This is a genomic window from Kribbella alba (assembly GCF_039529635.1).
Taxonomy (GTDB): Bacteria; Actinomycetota; Actinomycetes; order Propionibacteriales; family Kribbellaceae; genus Kribbella; species Kribbella alba.
This window is the reverse complement of sequence record NZ_BAAANE010000010.1, coordinates 124574-138633: the sequence shown is the minus strand read 5'-3', so window position 1 is coordinate 138633 and position 14060 is coordinate 124574. Positions and strand designations below refer to the sequence as shown.

The 14060-nt window shown below is 67.6% G+C and carries 13 protein-coding genes; 3 read left to right on the top strand and 10 right to left on the bottom strand.

All coding sequences use genetic code 11. From position 1 onward, the window contains the following. Positions 1-41: 41 nt before the first annotated feature. From ABD210_RS27800 to ABD210_RS27790, 3 genes are all read right to left on the bottom strand, one after another. The gene (locus ABD210_RS27800) at positions 42-3074 is read right to left on the bottom strand and encodes a S8 family serine peptidase (protein ID WP_344115333.1); all 3033 of its coding nucleotides are present in this window, start codon (positions 3072-3074) and stop codon (positions 42-44) included. A gap of 169 nt (positions 3075-3243) precedes the next feature. Next, on the bottom strand, positions 3244-4899 hold the full coding sequence (mctP, locus tag ABD210_RS27795; RefSeq protein ID WP_425552752.1) for a monocarboxylate uptake permease MctP: 1656 nt from the start codon (positions 4897-4899) through the stop codon (positions 3244-3246). Next, positions 4896-5165 carry a DUF3311 domain-containing protein gene (locus tag ABD210_RS27790; protein WP_344115331.1) on the bottom strand — a complete coding sequence of 90 codons (270 nt, stop codon included), beginning with the start codon at positions 5163-5165 and terminating at the stop codon, positions 4896-4898. The genes mctP and ABD210_RS27790 overlap by 4 nt, the downstream gene beginning before the upstream one ends. Positions 5166-5244: 79 nt before the next feature. On the opposite strand from ABD210_RS27790, the gene ABD210_RS27785 reads away from it, so the two are divergent. Next, a complete protein-coding gene (locus tag ABD210_RS27785) occupies positions 5245-6306 on the top strand; it encodes an endonuclease/exonuclease/phosphatase family protein (protein WP_344115329.1) in 1062 nt (353 codons plus the stop codon). On the opposite strand, the gene ABD210_RS27780 is transcribed toward ABD210_RS27785, so the two are convergent. Next, positions 6293-7198, bottom strand: coding sequence for a DUF2785 domain-containing protein (locus ABD210_RS27780; protein ID WP_344115328.1), 906 nt, complete (start codon positions 7196-7198; stop codon positions 6293-6295). The two genes, ABD210_RS27785 and ABD210_RS27780, sit on opposite strands and share 14 nt — an antisense overlap. A gap of 172 nt (positions 7199-7370) precedes the next feature. Between ABD210_RS27780 and ABD210_RS27775 the strand changes: the two genes are divergently transcribed. Beyond that, positions 7371-8849, top strand: a complete 1479-nt coding sequence (locus ABD210_RS27775) for a sensor histidine kinase (RefSeq protein ID WP_344115327.1) — start codon at positions 7371-7373, stop codon at positions 8847-8849. 118 nt (positions 8850-8967) lie between these two features. Here the strand turns inward: ABD210_RS27775 and ABD210_RS27770 are convergent, their stop codons facing one another. Further along, complete coding sequence (locus ABD210_RS27770) at positions 8968-9219, bottom strand: WhiB family transcriptional regulator (RefSeq protein WP_012922773.1); 252 nt, start codon at positions 9217-9219, stop codon at positions 8968-8970. A gap of 460 nt (positions 9220-9679) precedes the next feature. Here ABD210_RS27770 and ABD210_RS27765 point away from each other — a divergent pair, with 460 nt between their 5' ends. Beyond that, positions 9680-10090, top strand: coding sequence for a hypothetical protein (locus tag ABD210_RS27765; protein ID WP_344115322.1), 411 nt, complete (start codon positions 9680-9682; stop codon positions 10088-10090). A gap of 1 nt (position 10091) precedes the next feature. Here the strand turns inward: ABD210_RS27765 and ABD210_RS27760 are convergent, their stop codons facing one another. From ABD210_RS27760 to ABD210_RS27740, 5 genes are all read right to left on the bottom strand, one after another. Continuing rightward, complete coding sequence (locus ABD210_RS27760; RefSeq protein WP_344115320.1) at positions 10092-10886, bottom strand: RNA polymerase sigma factor SigF; 795 nt, start codon at positions 10884-10886, stop codon at positions 10092-10094. Continuing rightward, complete coding sequence (locus ABD210_RS27755) at positions 10883-11275, bottom strand: ATP-binding protein (protein ID WP_344115319.1); 393 nt, start codon at positions 11273-11275, stop codon at positions 10883-10885. Before ABD210_RS27755 ends, ABD210_RS27760 begins: the two co-directional genes overlap by 4 nt. Before the next feature lie 219 nt (positions 11276-11494). Next, on the bottom strand, positions 11495-12247 hold the full coding sequence (locus ABD210_RS27750; protein ID WP_344115317.1) for an amino acid ABC transporter ATP-binding protein: 753 nt from the start codon (positions 12245-12247) through the stop codon (positions 11495-11497). Next, a complete protein-coding gene (locus ABD210_RS27745; RefSeq protein ID WP_344115315.1) occupies positions 12247-13068 on the bottom strand; it encodes an amino acid ABC transporter permease in 822 nt (273 codons plus the stop codon). Before ABD210_RS27745 ends, ABD210_RS27750 begins: the two co-directional genes overlap by 1 nt. Beyond that, a complete protein-coding gene (locus ABD210_RS27740) occupies positions 13065-13910 on the bottom strand; it encodes an ABC transporter substrate-binding protein (RefSeq protein ID WP_344115314.1) in 846 nt (281 codons plus the stop codon). The genes ABD210_RS27745 and ABD210_RS27740 overlap by 4 nt, the downstream gene beginning before the upstream one ends. Positions 13911-14060 lie beyond the last annotated feature (150 nt).

The window sequence follows — 14060 nt, the reverse complement described above, 5'->3', positions numbered from 1 at the left end:
TAAACCGGAGTACGCCGCTTCCTAGCGTGTCGGAATGACCACTATGGGTTGACGCCCACCACCGTTCGGCCCAGCGTCGACGTGCCGTCGCCGTACGACAGGCTGCCGAGATAGCGAGTGCCGGCGGTGAGGCCGGACCACGCTGCTGTCACCGTGAAGGCGTCGCCGACGGTCGTTGCGCGGCTGGCCGGTGTCGCGGTCAGGTTGCCGGCGGGCGTGCTGCCCACCTGCCAGTCGTACTCGTTGATCGCCTGCGAAGTTGTGCCGGCGGCCAAGGCGAACAGATCGACGTACACGTCGTAGTCGCCCGCAGTGGGGTTGGCCAGGTCGACCTGCTCCTGCGCTGTCCCACCAGCGCTCGAGCCGACGAGGTTGGCGGTGCCGGCCCGGTAGACGAACAGGTCGAGGTCGGTTCCCGCCGGTACGTCGGCGTCGAAGGTCGCGAACCGCGCCAGGGTGGTCCCGGCAGGAACGGTCACGGTGTACTTGGCGGTGTGATCTGACGGGAGCGGGTTTCCGGTCTGGAAGCCGCCCGAACCGCCCGGGTTCGTCAGTGTCGCGGGCCGCGCGGCACCCGGGACAAGCCCGGCCACCGAAGTCGTCAGCGTGCCGGTGAACCCGGCCTGCACCGGGACTGCCGCTTGTCCGGACGTTCCGGTTCCGCTGATCTCGGCCGGAGCCTTGACCCCGACCGGACGCACCACCAGCTGGCTCCGAACCGAGTGCCTGCCGTCAGTCCACTTGAGACTGCCGGCCGCGTAGGTTCCGTACGGCGCTGTCGTCCTGGTGAACGTCACCTTGTACGACGCGCTGCGGCCGGGCGAGATCGTCAGCTTGCTCGGCGAAACGGTCGCTGTGATCCCGGCGGGCGCGGTGACGGTGGCCTCGTAGGTGGCCCGGCGGCTGCCGACATTGGTGACGGTGCGGGTCACCGTCTGGGTGCCGGCGAGGTCGCCGATCGCGACGTTCGGGGTGTTCAGGTCGCTCGGGTCGCGAGTGCCGAAGATCCGGCAGTAGTTGTTGGTCGCAGGCAGCTCACCGGTCCCGCAGAGGAACCTGATCCAGTCGGTCGGCCCGCTGTCGTAGACCAGACCTGGGTCGGCCGCGGAGTTGGGCGTGACGTGGCCCGAACCGTAGTCGAACGCGCCGGCCGGACGGCCGGCGTCGGTGGTGATCGGGTTGCCCTTGTTGTCCAGGATCGACGAGCTCGTCATCAGGGCGGACTTGATCATCATCGGGGTCCAACGCGGGTGCAGTTGCAGCAGCAGCGCGGCGATTCCGGTGATGTGCGGGGCGGCCATCGACGTCCCGGAGAGGAAGTCGAAGTTGCGGCTGGACGAGGCGGGCGAGACAGCGGCCAGTACGTCCACGCCGGGCGCCATGATGTCGGGCTTCAGCAGGTCACCCTGTCCGGCGATGGCCGGACCACGGGAGGAGAACGCGGCGACGGTCGGTGCTTCCGCGCCGACCACCTTGTGCCCGGCGGCCAGTGACGCGGTCGGACTGCCCGTGCTGTTCACGTAGGCCTTGATGGCGGCACCGTCGGTCTCGTTGACGTGCACGGTCGGCACGCTGTGCAGATCGGCGTTGAGCGAGTTCGGGCTGGTGTTGGCCAGGACCATGCCGACGCCACCCGCCTCCTTGACGGCGTCGCTCTTGTCCGTCCGGGCGTTGGAGCCACGGTCGCAGACGACGATCTTGCCGGCCACCTTCGCCGGGTCGAGGAAGCCGACGTGAGCAGGGTTCGGGTCCGACGCCTTCGAGAGGCACAACCGGGCCGAGGTCGGATCGGCGCCGGCCAGGGCGGCGTTGGTGCTCAGTACGACCGGGCTGGACGGCACCGCGGCGCCGAGACCGGCTCCGCTGTAGGTGGAGCCGTTGCCCAGGGTGACGCTGGCCTGGAAGGCGCGGTCGTGCGTGCCGGCCGCGACCGTGGTGAGCCACGGGGAGTTGTGCGCGACGGTGCTGCTGGCTGGACCTGAGTTCCCCGCGGACGCGGAGACGAAGATGCCCGCGGCGGCGGCGTACATGAACTCGATCTCGACCGGGTCGACGTCGCTGCTGGTGCTTCCGGAGATCGAGTAGTTGATCACGTCGACGCCGTCCAGGATCGCGTCCTCGATCGCCTGGACCAGGTCGGCGGTGCTACCGGAGGCGCTGGCGCCGGTGTGCCACAACGCCTTGTAAACGGCGATCCTGGCGGCCGGGGCCATCCCGCTGCCCTTACCGAGCGAGTTGCCGTTGACGACCATGTCGGTGTCGTAGTCGCCGGCCGCTGTCGATGCGGTGTGCGACCCGTGGCCGTTGATGTCCCGCGCCGAGGCGACCTCGTTCACGTACGGCGCGGCCTTGATCGCCGCGTTTCCGCCGAGGCCCTCGTTGTAGTAGCGGGCGCTGACGATCTTGTTGCTGCAATTCGCCGGGGTCCACTGCTCCGCGGCGGCACAGCTGCCGCTGAAGTCGGTCAGCCGTCCAGGGTTCGCCAGCGGGCGGAAGGAGGCGCTCTCGGGCCAGATGCCGCTGTCGATGTCACCGATGACGATGTCCTTGCCGCCGGCCTTGCTCGGGCCACCGAGCTGCGACCAGAGGCCGCCTGGCTTGTCCAGGCCGAGGAAGGCCGGCGTGCTGACGGTGTCGGCCTGCCGGGTCTCGTTCTTGCTCACGCTGAGGACGCCCGGGGTCCGGGCCAGCTGGGCGGCCTTGCCGACGGTCATCTTCGCCGAGAAGCCGTTGAAGCCGTTGGAATAGTCGTACACCTTCGTCACGCCGACCTGCTGCGCGACGGTGTCGTGGCGGCTGCGGAGGTAGTTGCGGTATTTGTTGGCGTCCGCGGTGTGGCCGTTGAACTTCGTGCCGGCTGCCGGCTTGGTGGCCTTGAGCCCGGCGATGTTGCCGGTGTAGCCGGCCAGCGGCAGGTCGGCCAGCTGAACGATGTAGGTGCTGGTCGGGCCCGTCGCGGCGGGCGCGGTAGGTACGGCGGTCGCCGGACCTCCGGATGCTCCGGTCGCCAGCACGACTGCTGCGGCGACGATGAGGCCCAGCGACTGGCGCCGGGACTTGGTCAGGTTGCGCATGGCGGTGCTGCCCCCTACCGGTGACGCGCCGGTCCAGGCGGGGCCGGCGCTGAATTCCCCCGGGGGAAACTGTGCACCCCAACTTGCGGATGAGCAAGCGTTTGGCCACGTTTAGTTGCCTATGGCCCCCCTGCCGGGCTCAGCCGGGCAGGGGGGCGCAGGGCCCGTACTACGACTTGGCCGGGGCCGCGCCGTCTTCGTCCACGAGCTCGGGGAGATCCTTGACCCCCGGGTCGCCGGCGTCGGCCAGGTAATCCGTCGGGTGGGTGGAGTCCACCCCATCGGGGACCTTCAGCGCCCGCAGGATCACCGTCAACACGATCACCACCACCAGGTTGATGACGAACGCCGTCAGCGCGATGTACACCTGCTTGTCGGTGAACGGGAAGTTCGCCAGCGAGCCGCCGAAGTGCTTCTTGGTGGCGGGGTTGATCACCCGGTACGCCGAGATGGTGCCGTAGACCATCGCCACGGCCCAGCCGGCCAGCAGCGCCCACCGGTGGAACCAGCGGGTGAACAGGCCGCCCACGATCGCGGGGAACGTCTGCAGGATCCAGATGCCGCCGAGCAGTTGCAGGTTCAGCGAGATCGTCTTGTCCATCCCCAGCACGAAGACCAGCGCGCCGAACTTCACCAGCAGCGACGCGAGCTTGGACACCTTGGCCTCCTGGGCCGGGGTGGCGTCCTTCTTCAGGAAGTCGCGGTAGATGTTGCGGGTGAACAGGTTCGCCGCGGCGATCGACATGATCGCCGCCGGCACGAGGGCGCCGACCGCGATGGCCGCGAAGGCGATCCCGGCGAACCAGGAGGGGAATTCCTGGTCGAACAGCCGGGGAATCGCCAGCTGCGGGTTCGCGATCCCGTCCAGGCCCTTCACATTCACCTTGGCGGTGATCGCCATGTAGCCGAGCAGGGCGAGCAACCCCAGCAGCAGCGAATAGGCCGGCAGGATCGCCGCATTACGCCGGACCACATTGCGGTTCTTCGTCGAGAGGACGGCGGTGACGGAATGCGGGTACATGAACAAGGCCATCGCCGAGCCGAGCGCGAGGGTCCAGTACGCCGAATACCCCGCCTCGCCCGGGATGAAGGCGCCGGTCGGTTTGCCGGTGGTCGGGTTCGGGGTCGCCATCTTCGTCTTCGCGGCGTCGAAGATGGTGTCCCAGCCGCCGAGCACGTGCGGCAGGTAGATGATCGCGACCCCGATGACGAGGTAGATCAGGCCGTCCTTGACGAACGCGATCATCGCCGGCGCCCGCAGGCCGGACGAGTAGGTGTAGGCGGCGAGCACCGCGAACGCGATCAGCAGCGGGAGGTCCTTGGCCAGCGTGTTGTTACCGCCCAGGCCCATTGTCTCGAAGACGGCCTGCATGCCGACCAACTGCAAGGCGATGTAGGGCATCGTCGCGAGGATGCCGGTGACGGCCACCGCGAGCGACAGCCCACGGCTGCCGTACCGCCCGCCGACGAAGTCCGCCGGGGTCACGTAACCGTTCCGATGCGCCACCGACCACAGGCGCGACATGAACACGAAGATGATCGGATACACCACGATCGTGTACGGCACGGCGAAGAACCCGCTGATCGCGCCGGTCGCGTACATCGCGGCGGGCACGGCGACGAACGTGTACGCCGTGTACAGGTCGCCGCCCAGCAGGAACCAGGTGACGAAGGTGCCGAAGCCGCGGCCACCGAGTCCCCACTCGTCCAGGTTGTCGAGTTCACCGGTGCGCCGCCAGCGTGAGGCCATGAACCCCATCGCGGTGACCGCGGTGAAGATGATGATGACGATGATCAGCTGGACCCAGTCGACTGAGGTGTTCACTTGTCAGCCTCCTTGCCGGCGCCACCGTCGAGCCCTCGGGCAGCACGCCTCTTCCGTTCCTCCCGCATCACCAGCTGATAGGAGATGCTCACCGTGGTCGCGGAGATGAACACCCACAACAGCTGGTACCAGTAGAAGAAGGGGAATCCCCACAGACGGGGTTCGTCCTTGGCGTAAGTGGAGACTAGTAGCGGTACGACGACCGAGACCGCCAGCAGGACACCGGCTATCCAGTACGCGGGTCTGACCGCGGCCAATTTGGACACAGCTACCTCCTCGGGACACAGGCGCAACGCTGGACGCTACCGTTCCGCGATACACGTGACTAGACCTTCAGGGTGGGCCATGGAGACGGAAGCAGCATGGAGGGTACGGCGGGTCGCCCTGTCGGTGTTGTTCGTCCTGGTTGTTGCTCTGCCGCTGTATCCCGAGCTGTACGGGCTGGACGAGGTCACCCCGTTCACCCAGTTGGTCGCGTTCCGTCCTCAGGCCCTGGTCGCAGTACTGGTGCTAGGTCTGCTGATGCTGTTTCGCAGCGGCTGGCGGATCGCCGCGGCGCTGGTAGCCCTTCTGGCCTTGACCGGAATGGGGTTGACCGCTCCGCGGGCGCTGTCCGATCCGGGCCCGCCTCCGGCAGGGACCAGGGAGCTGACGATCATGGTGGCGAACGTGCTGGGTGGTGGCGCGGATCCCGCGTCGGTGGCGAAGGTGATCCGCGAACGCCGGCCGGATCTGGTCTCGTTGCCTGAGGCCCAGGTGAAGGTACGACAGCAGCTCCAGGCACAACTGAAGGGCCTCGGCTACAACGGTTACACCCTGCAAGCGAACGCGGCGGTGCAGAGCGCGACCAGTGTGCTGGTCTCGTCGTCATTGGGGGCGGTCCAGTTCGCCTCGGAGACCCTCGACTCGAGCAAGGTCAACGCAGGGCAACCGGCCTCCAAGCCCGGCGATCCCGGTGCCGAGACGACCGGCCCGCTCGTGCAGACCACCACGCAGTTCGGCCACATCATCGTCACCGGCGGCACGCTGGGGAAGCTCCGCCTGATCGTGTACCACGGCTACCCGCCGATGCCTTCGGCGGTGATCACCTGGAAGCGGGACCTGCAGGTGCTGAAGTCGTGGTGTGCCGAGGACCGGCCGACGATCGTGGCCGGCGACTTCAACGCGACCAGCGACCACGCCGACTTCCGTGATGCCCTCGGCTCGAACTGCCGCAGTGTGGCTCCGGCCGTGGGGGAGGGCCTGCAGGGCACCTGGCCGTCGGATCGCCCCCGCCTGGCCCGGACCCAGATCGACCATGTCGTGGTCAGCAAGGGGATCCTGCCGAGCAAGTTCAGGGCGTACAAGATCGTCGGAAGCGACCACCTCGCCGTAGTCGCGGCGGTGGCAGTGCCTAAGTCTGGTTAGCGGCCGGGCGGTAGATGTAGGGCTGGGACGACCGGACAGCCTCGGTCAGCATCAGCAGCAGGTCGGCACGCGCCTCGATCGGGCGGCCGAACAGCTCGTCGTCGCCCGGGATCGGGAAGCCCTTCACCCCGATCGCCAGTTGGCTCAGCAGCACGTGCAAGACGCCGCGGGCATTGAACACAGACGGTGTCGGCCACTCCGGCAAGGTCTCGTGCATCAGCGGCTGCTGTGCCGCGGTCGCCGCGATCGGCTTCAGCCAGCGCTCGAGCTCGTCGCTGGTCAGCATGTTCCGGTGCAGGATCGTCATCACCGCGTGCGCGACCCGGTCGTGCTCCTCATGCACCCAGCGGTACTGCGTGTCCTTCACGATCCGATCGGCGAGCACGTCGAGCAGGGCACGCAGTACACCGGCGTCGCAGTGGCGGGAGCGAGCCAGCGCGCCGATCGCGTCCGCGCCGTGGGCGACGGCATGTGCCCAGCCGCAGTCCGCGACATAGCCGCGCAGGTCGCGTTCGCGCAACAGCCAGGTGGCCAGCCGGTCGCCCCAGCGCATCACCACCTCGTCGTGCACCAGGAACTCGGCGTTGTCGCGGTGGATCACCTCCGCCAGCGTCAGCGCGGTGAACGAGCGCCGGAAGACGGTGTCGGTGCCGTCCTCTCCGAGCCCATAGGCGAGGCCGGCGCAGAGACCGTCACCGAAACCGGGCAGCAGGTCGTCGTAGATCCCGCGTTCCAGCCAGGTGGCGAGCGTCGGGTAGGCCAGCGCGTCCCGGATCTGCGGGTTGGTGCTGGCAAGCCCGCGGACGAGCTCCTCGGTGAGGTCGGTCAGCGCACGGTCGCGGGGTACCGCGTAGTCCGCGGCCATCACGTCCTGCCAGTACGTCGACTCCACCCGAGCATCCTTTCACTTGGACCTGATCAATCAACACCCATCCGGGCCATCTGTCGAGCCCGGTTTCCAGCCCGATTTCCAGCCTGGTGTCCAGCCCCGGCAGCCGCCGACGCAACCCGGGCCCGGAGCCTCGCGCCAGAGCTTGCTTCGTCCTGCCACTAGGCTCGGCCTCGTGCCGTCTCTGACCGACGTGGCCCGCAACCACACGACGCTGGACCAGGAGGACCTGGACCGGTTGCAACTGCTGGTGTCCGACTGGCAGATGCTGGCCGACCTGTCCTTCGCCGACCTGGTGCTCTGGCTGCCGGACACCGAGGGCCTCGGCTTCTGGGCCGGCGCGCAGATGCGCCCGACCACCGGGCCCACGGCGTACCTGGACGACATCGTCGGCAGCTTCATCCCGCGCGACCGCCGGCCGCTGCTGGACCAGGCGTACGACGGCGGCCGGATCTGCCGCGAGGGCGATCCCGAGTGGCGTGACGACGTCCCGGTCCGGGTCGAGACGATCCCGGTACGACGGGGCTCCCGCGTGATCGCGGTGATCGCCCGGAACACCAACCTGCTGGGCGTGCGGACCCCGTCCCGGCTGGAGATCGCCTACCTGCAGAGCGCGACCGACCTGGCCCGGATGATCACCGATGGCGTCTTCCCGTACGGCGGGGAGCGGCTGCTGTCCACCACACCACGAGTGGGGGACGGGTGTATCCGGGTCGACCGGCACGGCATGGTCACGTTTGCCAGCCCGAACGCGTTGTCCGCGTACCGGCGGATGGGGCTGGTCACCGATCTGGTCGGCAGCCGGCTGAAGGACATCACGGCGGAGCTGATCAACAGCGGCAGGAAGGTCGACGACGTGCTCGCGTCCGTGCTGACCGGCCGGGCGGCCAAGGAGTTCGAGATCGAGAACGCCGAGGCGACCTTGTTCCTGCGGGCGATTCCGCTGCGGGCCGACGGCGAGCATGTCGGCGCGCTGATCCTGCTCCGCGACGTGACGGAGCTGCGGAGCCGGGAGCGGGAGCTGGTCACCAAGGAGGCGACCATCCGGGAGATTCATCATCGCGTCAAGAACAACTTGCAGACCGTCGCCGCGTTACTGCGGATGCAGGGAAGACGGATCACAGTCCCGGAAGCCCAGGCGGCGTTGGCCGAGGCCGTCCGCCGGGTGGGTTCGATCGCCATCGTGCACGAGACCCTGTCCGAGTCCTTCGACGAGCACGTGGACTTCGACGACGTCGCGGACCGGGTGGCCGCGATGGTCGCGGACGTGTCGACGGTCGCGACCCAGGTGGAGATCCGCCGCACCGGCAGCTTCGGCGTACTGGACTCCGAGGTGGCGACGCCGCTGGCGATGGTGCTGACCGAGCTGATGCAGAACTCCGTGGAGCATGCGTTCGGCACCAGGGCGGGCGAGGACGCCGCCGGGTTGATCGCGCTGGACGCGCAACGGTCGGTCGGGCGGTTGCGGGTGGTCGTCACCGATGACGGCAAGGGACTTCCGGTGGATTTCGACTCGGAGACGTCAGGCAATCTGGGCCTGTCGATCGTGCGCACGCTGGTGATCGGCGAACTCGACGGCGTGCTCGAGTTCCACCCACGTCGCGACGGCCCGGGCACGACAGTCGTCCTCGACTTCCCGGTGAAGGAGTACTAGGTCGTTACGTCCGAACAGCTGTGGGGTCTGCCCCACAGCTCTTCGGACGCAACGCGAAACCCAGCAGTGAAAATCGAAGGGCCCCGCGGATCCCGCGGGGCCGGCGTCGTGAAGCAGCTCAGGCGGTGCGGATGCGAGCGCGGGCGTTGCGGCGCTTCAGAGCGCGTCGCTCGTCCTCACTCAGCCCACCCCAGACACCGTGGTCCTGGCCGGCTTCCAGTGCCCAGGCGAGGCACTGTTCACGCACGTCGCAGCGACGGCACACCTGCTTGGCCTCCTCGATCTGCATGATCGCGGGCCCGGTGTTACCGATGGGGAAGAACAGTTCCGGGTCCTCATCGAGGCAAACGGCCCGGTGGCGCCAATCCATGGCGGATCCCATCTCTCTCAGTAGTTGTCTACGCTGATGGTGTCAGTGCCCAATCAGCGCGCCTGTACTCGCACGGGGGGTTCGTGCGCAGCGTTGTGAACGTTTTCACGAACGAGACCATGTTCCCAATCCAGGCTGGGTGAAACAAGGGTTCTGGACTTGTCGATCGGATCACAACGCTTCCTTAACACTACGAACCGGTGCACAGCGGTTTACCACGTCCGGATAACGGACGAGCAAGTCTTGTTGCGATCACCCGTTCACTGCAAGTAACCGATCCAACGGCCCCGGGGTTACGCGAAACCTTCAACCCTGTGGGGCGAGGTTTCCCGCACCCGGCCGAGCGCCGGGGCTGTCGCCCCGGTCAACCCGAACGGCACTCCCTGCTCTGCTGAAGGGGCCACCAGCGCAACAGGGACTACCAACGAGGAGCCCAGTGCACACCACTAGGCTTGCGGTTGTGCCGACCGATTCCACGCCGTCCACCGCTCCGCGCCCGCTCAAGCTAGCTGCGGCTGTGGTCGCTGCGGAAGGCCTTGTGGTCGCTGTTCTCGGAATTGGCGAAGCTATAACGATTGACCGGGGCCGACTGACCCTCGGCCTGACCACCGCCGGCTTCCTGCTCCTGTACGGCGCGGCGCTGGTGCTGGTGGCTCGTGGGCTCTACCGGGCCTCCACCTGGAGCCGCGGGCCCGCCGTGTTCGGCCAGCTCATCCAGCTGGGAGTCGCGTGGAGCTTCTGGGGTGGTTCCACCCGGGCCGTGTCCGTAGTACTCGGGCTGGCCGCGATCGCAGTACTGGTGGCTCTGTTCCAGAAGGTGTCGATGGAGGCCCTGGCCGACGACCCGACCAAGGACCATCCGGTTCTCTAGCTCATTCCTTGAGCAGACCGGCGCGGAGTTCGGTGAGGGTGCGGGCGAGCAGGCGGGAGACGTGCATCTGGGAGATGCCGATCTCCTCGGCGATCTGGGACTGCGTCATGCCGCGGAAGAACCGCAGCGTCAGGATGCGCTTCTCGCGGGTCTCCAGCTGGGCCAGCAGCGGTTTGAGCGACTCGCGATATTCCACGCTCTCCAGCGCCTCGTCCTCGCCGCCGAGGCCGTCGAGCACGGTGGTGGCGTCGGCCTCGTTCTGGTCGGGGGCGTCCAGCGAGAGGGTGTTGTAGGCGTTCGCGGACTCCAGCCCCTCGATGACGAGGTCGGGGGAGAGGCCGAGGCGGTCGGACAGCTCGGCGACGGTCGGGGCCCGGCCCAGCTCCTGGGTGAGCTCGGCCGTCGCGGCAGTCAGGGACAGCCGCAGTTCCTGAAGCCGGCGCGGCACCCGGATGGCCCAGCCCTTGTCGCGGAAGTACCGCTTGATCTCGCCGAGGATGGTCGGCGTCGCGTAGGTCGAGAACTCCACCCCGCGGTCCGAGTCGAACCGGTCGACCGCCTTGATCAGGCCGATCGTGGCGACCTGGACCAGGTCGTCGTACGGCTCGCCGCGGTTCCGGAAGCGGCGGGCGAGGTGCTCGACCAGCGGCATGTGCAGCGCGACCAGGCCGTCCCGGGCCAGGATGTGCTCCGGATCGCCGGGCGCCGCGGACGCCATCGCCCGGAAGAGTTCGGCCGTCCGGGTACGCAGGTCTGTTGGTTCCTGGGGCTCGACCAGGGATCGTTCGTCGGTCACGCCTTCTCCGACGCGGTGGCGGACGCCGTCACCGTGATGGTCAGCCGCCCGTCGAGGATCTCGGCCGCGGCAGACTCCACCAGCGCGGTCAGTACGGTCCACCCGAACGAACTCGTGTCCGGCATCCACCCGTTCGGCACGACAGCCGACGTACTGACCGTCAGCAGCGGCGGATCGATCCGGTACACCAGGTCCAGCACGCCGTCGACGGCCTGGGGGAGCAGCAGTGAGCACGCCTCGTCGACGGCGATCCGCAGATCGTCGATCAGGTCCACGGTGAAGTCGTTGCGGGCGGCGAGGTTGCCGACCACGGACCGCGGTACGGCGATGTAGGCGCTGTCCGCCGGAATGCTGAGGCGGACCTCTGCGCTTCGTCCGATGCTGCTCACGTTGCCTTGCCTCCCTGGTGGGTGGACCTCCGGGCGGACCGCCCACCGCGTACATCTTCCACTGTGCGCGCGTTGTCCGCACACCGACCGTAGCCTCCGCGTCTCCCAACCAGCCGCTACGTCCGAACGACCGTGGGGCAGGCCCCACGCTCTTTCGGACGTACGGACGGCAGACAGGGCCGGTCCCGTACTGCGGAACCGGCCTCGCCGCGGTGATTCCTAGGTCGGTTCCACGTGGGTCGGATCCAGTACCCGGCGCAGGAACGTCTTGGTGCGTTCATGCTGCGGGTTGCCGATCACCTCGGCCGGCGGCCCCTGCTCCACGATCAATCCGCCGTCCATGAACACGACCCGGTCCGCGACCTCGCGGGCGAAGGCCATCTCATGGGTGACCACGAGCATCGTCATGCCCTCGAGGGCGAGCTTGCGCATCACCGTCAGGACATCGCCGACGAGTTCGGGGTCGAGCGCCGAGGTGGGCTCGTCGAACAGCATCAGCGCGGGGTCCATCGACAGCGCCCGGGCGATCGCGACCCGCTGTTGCTGACCACCGGACAGCTGCATCGGATAGGCGCGCACCTTGTCGTTCAGGCCGACCCGGTCCAGGTTGGCCCGGGCGACCCTGTCTGCCTCGGCCGGTCTGCGCTTCAGCACCGTGGTCTGAGCGACAGTGCAGTTCTCCAGCACGGACAGGTGCGGGAACAGGTTGAACTGCTGGAACACCATGCCGATCGACGCCCTGGCGGCGTCCAGATGACAGTTCGGGTCGGTGATCTCATCGCCGCGGACGAAGACCTGGCCCTCCTGCGGCACCTCGAGCAGGTTGACGCAACGCAGCAGGGTCGACTTGCCCGAGCCGGACGGGCCGATCACACAGACGACCTCGCCCTGCTCGACGGTGAAGTCGATGCCGCGCAGGACGTGGTTGCTGCCGAACGACTTGTTCAGGTTCTTGATCTCCACCAGTGCCATCAGTGCGCCCTCGCAGCCTTGGCCTCGAGCCGGCGGACCAGGATGCCCAGCGGCAGGGTGATCAGCAGGTAGCAGAAGCCCGCGGTGACCAGTGGGGTCAGGTTCGCGTCCGTGTTGGCGAGGTCCCGCCCGAAGCCGGTGAGTTCGTACCCCTGCGCGCTGACGCCGATGATGAACACCAGCGAGGAGTCCTTCACCAGCAGGATGAGGTCGTTCGTCAAGGGCGGCAGCACGATCCGGAACGCCTGCGGCAGCACGATCCTGCGGGTCGCCAGTCCCACCGGCATGCCGAGCGAACGAGCCGCCTCGACCTGTCCCCGGGGGACCGCCTGGATGCCGGCCCGGATCACCTCGGCCATGTAGGCCGCGGCCACGATGCCGAGCGCCAGCCACACCACGCCGTACGGGTCGAACGGGATCGTCATACCCGGGAACGCCAACGGCAGCAGGCTGAACGCGATGAAGACCACGATCGCCGGCAGGCCGCGGAAGAACTCGATGTAGGCGGTCGAGATCCAGCGGTACGGACCGACGCTCGACAACCGCATCAGCGCCAGCACGGTGCCGCCGAGCAAGCCGATCACGAACGCCCCCGCCGTGTACTCCAGCGTTTTGACCAGAGCGGACAGCAGACCGTCCTGGAAGGCGGACTTGATGAACTTCGGCTCGAAGAAGACGCTGGTGATCTGGTGCCAGTTCGCGGTGAAGGCCGCGATCAGGACCAGAACGATCAGGATCGCGTACTGGATCAGGCGTGAGCGCTGAGACCGCTGTCGCGGACTCAGCCCCTTCCGCTCAACGGTGTCGATGGATGCGCTCACTTCTTCGGCTCAACCCCGAACCACTTCTTGTAGATCTCGTTGTACTTGCCGTCGGTCTTGGCCGCGGCCAGCAGGGTGTTGAACTTCTCCACCAGCTTCGGACCGCTACCGGTCTTCAGCGCACCGAAGCCGTACTGCTCACCGGTGTTGAACTCGGCGACCACAGCCATGTCCGGGTTCGCCTTGACGAAGTCGTACAGCACGCCGTTGTCGTTGATGGCGGCGGCGACCCGGCCGGACTTGACGTTGTTCTCCTGCAGCGCCAGGTCGTTGAAGGGGATGACCTCGAAGCCGTTCTGCTTGCTCTGCTCGTCGGCGTACTTCTTGCCGGTGGTGTCGGCCTGGGCGCCGACCTTCTTGCCGCGCAGGTCCGCCAGCGACGTGATCCCGGAGTCCTTCTTGGCCATCAGCACCTGGGTGGCGTCCATGTACGGCGCGGTGATGCTGATCGCGGCCTGACGCTCCGGGGTGATCGTCATCGCGCCCATGCCCATGTCGCACTTCTTCGCCTGGAAGGCCGCGCCCGAGGTGACCTGGGCCCACTCGATGTTGACCACGTCCTGTTCGAGGCCGAGGTCCTTGGCGACCAGGTCGAGCAGGTCGACGTCGAAGCCGACCACCTTGGTGCCGTCCTTGTACTGGAACGGCTTGTAGGGCAGGTGTGTACAGACAGTCAGCTTGCCCGGCTTCACCAGCGTGATCCCGGCGGCTTGGGCTTTGTCGCCGCTTCCACCGCTGGCCGAGTTGTCGCTGCCGCAGGCGGAAAGCGCGAGCGCGAGGACGGCCACCGAAGCGGCGGCGACCGACAGTCGGCTCTGACGGAGGGTGGAGACGATGTTCATCGCGAAAACTCCTCGACACTTGTTCTGGAACACCGGTCCGGACTACCGAGCCGGATGCCCCGCATCCTGACACAGCACCCACCTGCCTGTCGGCTGCTCCCCGGAGCCGAGACTCGATCGTCACCGTCTTCCCGCCTGGTAACCGCCTTC